Below are 2,642 nucleotides of genomic sequence, written 5' to 3' on the forward strand. Positions count from 1 at the left end.
CTAATTTCCTGACTTACGTACAGTCTTTTAGCGACTCAACCTCTGGACTTAAATGACTCTTTCAAGTCTGTCCCGAAGCGAGGAGGCGCATTATAGAGAAGCCATTCACACTTGCAACACCTTTTTTTAAATTATTGTTTGAGTGCTGATTTATTCATCAACAAGATGAGTTTTTAAACTTTCTGGACATTATATAAACAAAAAAGGCAGATTTATCTGCCTTACGTTTGTAATTAAAATGTTCCTACTACCTATATAGCTATTCCGCTTTATCTTTTACTACTTCTTGCTGCGTTTCTTCACGAAGAAAATCTGCATCTTCCTCATCTGGATCACCTACTACATGCTCAAGGCGTACTTTATCTACACTTCTAAATGTATTGATTGGTCCGGCAAGGGCATAAAGGGCAAATACAATAAATAGCACTAGAGCAGGTTCTGTGGCAACAACCACAAATACCAGCATGACGATCAGTAAAGCAACAAAAGGAACTTTGCCGTGTAAGTTTAGTTCTTTAAAAGAGTTGTATTTAAAGTTACTCACCATCAGCAAACCAGATAAGCCCGTAATAAAGGCTACAATGATACCGTAATCAGCTCCAGCGGCACCATACTCCACTCCGACCCAAACAAGCCCAGCAACTAATGCTGCTGCTGCTGGACTAGCTAAGCCCTGAAAGTACCTCTTATCGGCCGTACCCAACTGTGTATTAAATCGAGCTAATCGCAGTGCTGCACCAGACACATATATAAAGGCAGCTAACCAACCAATTTTTCCTAAATCACTTAAGCCCCAGTTATAAGCTACTAAGGCTGGCGCCACTCCAAAAGACACCATGTCTGCCATAGAATCATATTCTGCACCAAAAGCACTTTGAGTATTGGTCATTCGCGCTACTCTGCCGTCCAGACCATCAAAAATCATGGCTACAAATATTGCAATAGCGGCAGCTTCAAAACGGCCATTCATTGAAGAAACAATAGCGAAAAAGCCGGAAAACAATCCAGCTGTGGTTAAAAGATTAGGTAATAGATAGATACCACGACGTTTCTGCTCAGGCATTTTAGCACTCCAAAAAAAGTAGCAGGCAAGATAGCACAGCTCAGTAAAATATAAAGATCTCTCAAACAGATAAACTCAGATTACTAATCCGAGGCAATGTTCACTAAATCCGTTAAATATTAAAAACAATACCTACAGATAAATACCTATATTTAATAAGTGATGCTAATAAAAGACAATGAACCCGATAAATAACAATTTAGTTATATGTTGTCAGCTTATTTTACAAAAGCTATATGCAAAATTAGAAAAAACAATCTATCCAACTGAATTTTAACGTTATTATTTTTTTGGCTCGATACATGCTTTGTACCTAATGAAGGTATTGAGTTTCTCTCTTAATGAGTAGTAGAGGTAGTAGAATGAAGTTTTTCAATAGTATCGTAAAATTAAGTTTATTAAGCGCATTTGCCGTTGTAACCAGCACCAATGCAAGTACAACCACATGGGAGTGGGATTTAAGAGCCGGACAAGCAGGTAATACAGTAACATCATGTTCGAATTATTGCCCAACTGACAGTTTTTCGGTTACCGATACACAAGGCAGTGAGTCTGTAAAAGCCGATTTATCTGCGTGGGCAGATACCCAAGGAGATACAGGTAGTGGCCCAAATCGAGATCCTTACATTGACCAAGCAAAGATGTATTATTGGGACAACAATAGTTGGGGGGCGGTTAATTCAGATGAGTCCAGTCGCGAAGAGCCTGGTCATGCTTTTGATAATATGGGTAACGCTGGCTATGTTGATTACGACATGGTCTTGGTTAGCTTTGATACATCAGTTGCACTGACAGGTATTGATTTTGGCTGGCGTTCCGATGGAGACTTTACCTTATTAGCATACACTGGCTCTGGTGTATTTTCAGGTAACCAATTAGATGGCAGTACTTGGGGAGCCCAAGCAAGTTCAGGTAACTGGTTAACTGTTGGTCAATATAATGGAGGACCTAATAGTGACAATGGTTACTATGCTGTTAACAATACCGATGTTTCATCACAATTTTGGTTAATTGGTGCCTATAACAGTGTTTTTGGCACAGGTTTAACTAACAACAATAATATAACTAGTAATAATGACGCTTTCAAAATTAAAAGGCTCAGAGGTGATTCAACAGACACCCCTCCACCAGAAGAAGTTCCAGCTCCAACGGCTTTGGGATTATTATTGGTTGGCGCTTTAGGTATTTATGCGCGTCGTAATAAAAAAGTTGCATAGTTAACTTAACAACTTCAGAAAAAAGAGATGGCCTTGGTCATCTCTTTTTTTTGCCTATTTTTCAATATGGCCTATCACTTAAAAATAACGATCTAATTCAACATTTCAAAAGTTAAATACGTTAACATTCTTAAAAACTAAACGTTAATATGTCATCCATTAATATTGTAAGGTTTAACTCATGAAGTTTTCATTAAAGTCATTGTTATTATCGTGTTTAATATCAACCTGTACATTTAGTACCCAAGCAGCAGATAATTTCTATGAACAAGCATTACAGTCTTATCAACAACAAGAGTTCGACGCAGCTTATATCTACCTGAAAAATGCCTTACAGGCTAACCCTAAAAATCTTCCCGCCA

The 2,642-nt window shown here is 38.2% G+C and carries 3 protein-coding genes; 2 read left to right on the top strand and 1 reads right to left on the bottom strand.

Features of this window, described 5'->3' with window-relative positions; genetic code table 11:
* Window positions 1-259: 259 nt before the first annotated feature.
* Window positions 260-1,063: a CDP-diacylglycerol--serine O-phosphatidyltransferase gene (pssA, locus tag AX660_RS02550; RefSeq protein ID WP_068372108.1), complete on the bottom strand. Its 804-nt coding sequence runs from the start codon at window positions 1,061-1,063 to the stop codon at window positions 260-262.
* A gap of 362 nt (window positions 1,064-1,425) precedes the next feature.
* Between pssA and xdp1 the strand changes: the two genes are divergently transcribed.
* A complete protein-coding gene (gene xdp1, locus AX660_RS02555; protein ID WP_068372111.1) occupies window positions 1,426-2,280 on the top strand; it encodes an exosortase-dependent surface protein XDP1 in 855 nt (284 codons plus the stop codon).
* 181 nt (window positions 2,281-2,461) lie between these two features.
* Window positions 2,462-2,642, top strand: a 181-nt coding sequence (locus AX660_RS02560; protein ID WP_201027397.1) for a hypothetical protein, incomplete at its 3' end; no start/stop codon positions are given.

The organism is Paraglaciecola hydrolytica (assembly GCF_001565895.1).
GTDB lineage: Bacteria > Pseudomonadota > Gammaproteobacteria > Enterobacterales > Alteromonadaceae > Paraglaciecola > Paraglaciecola hydrolytica.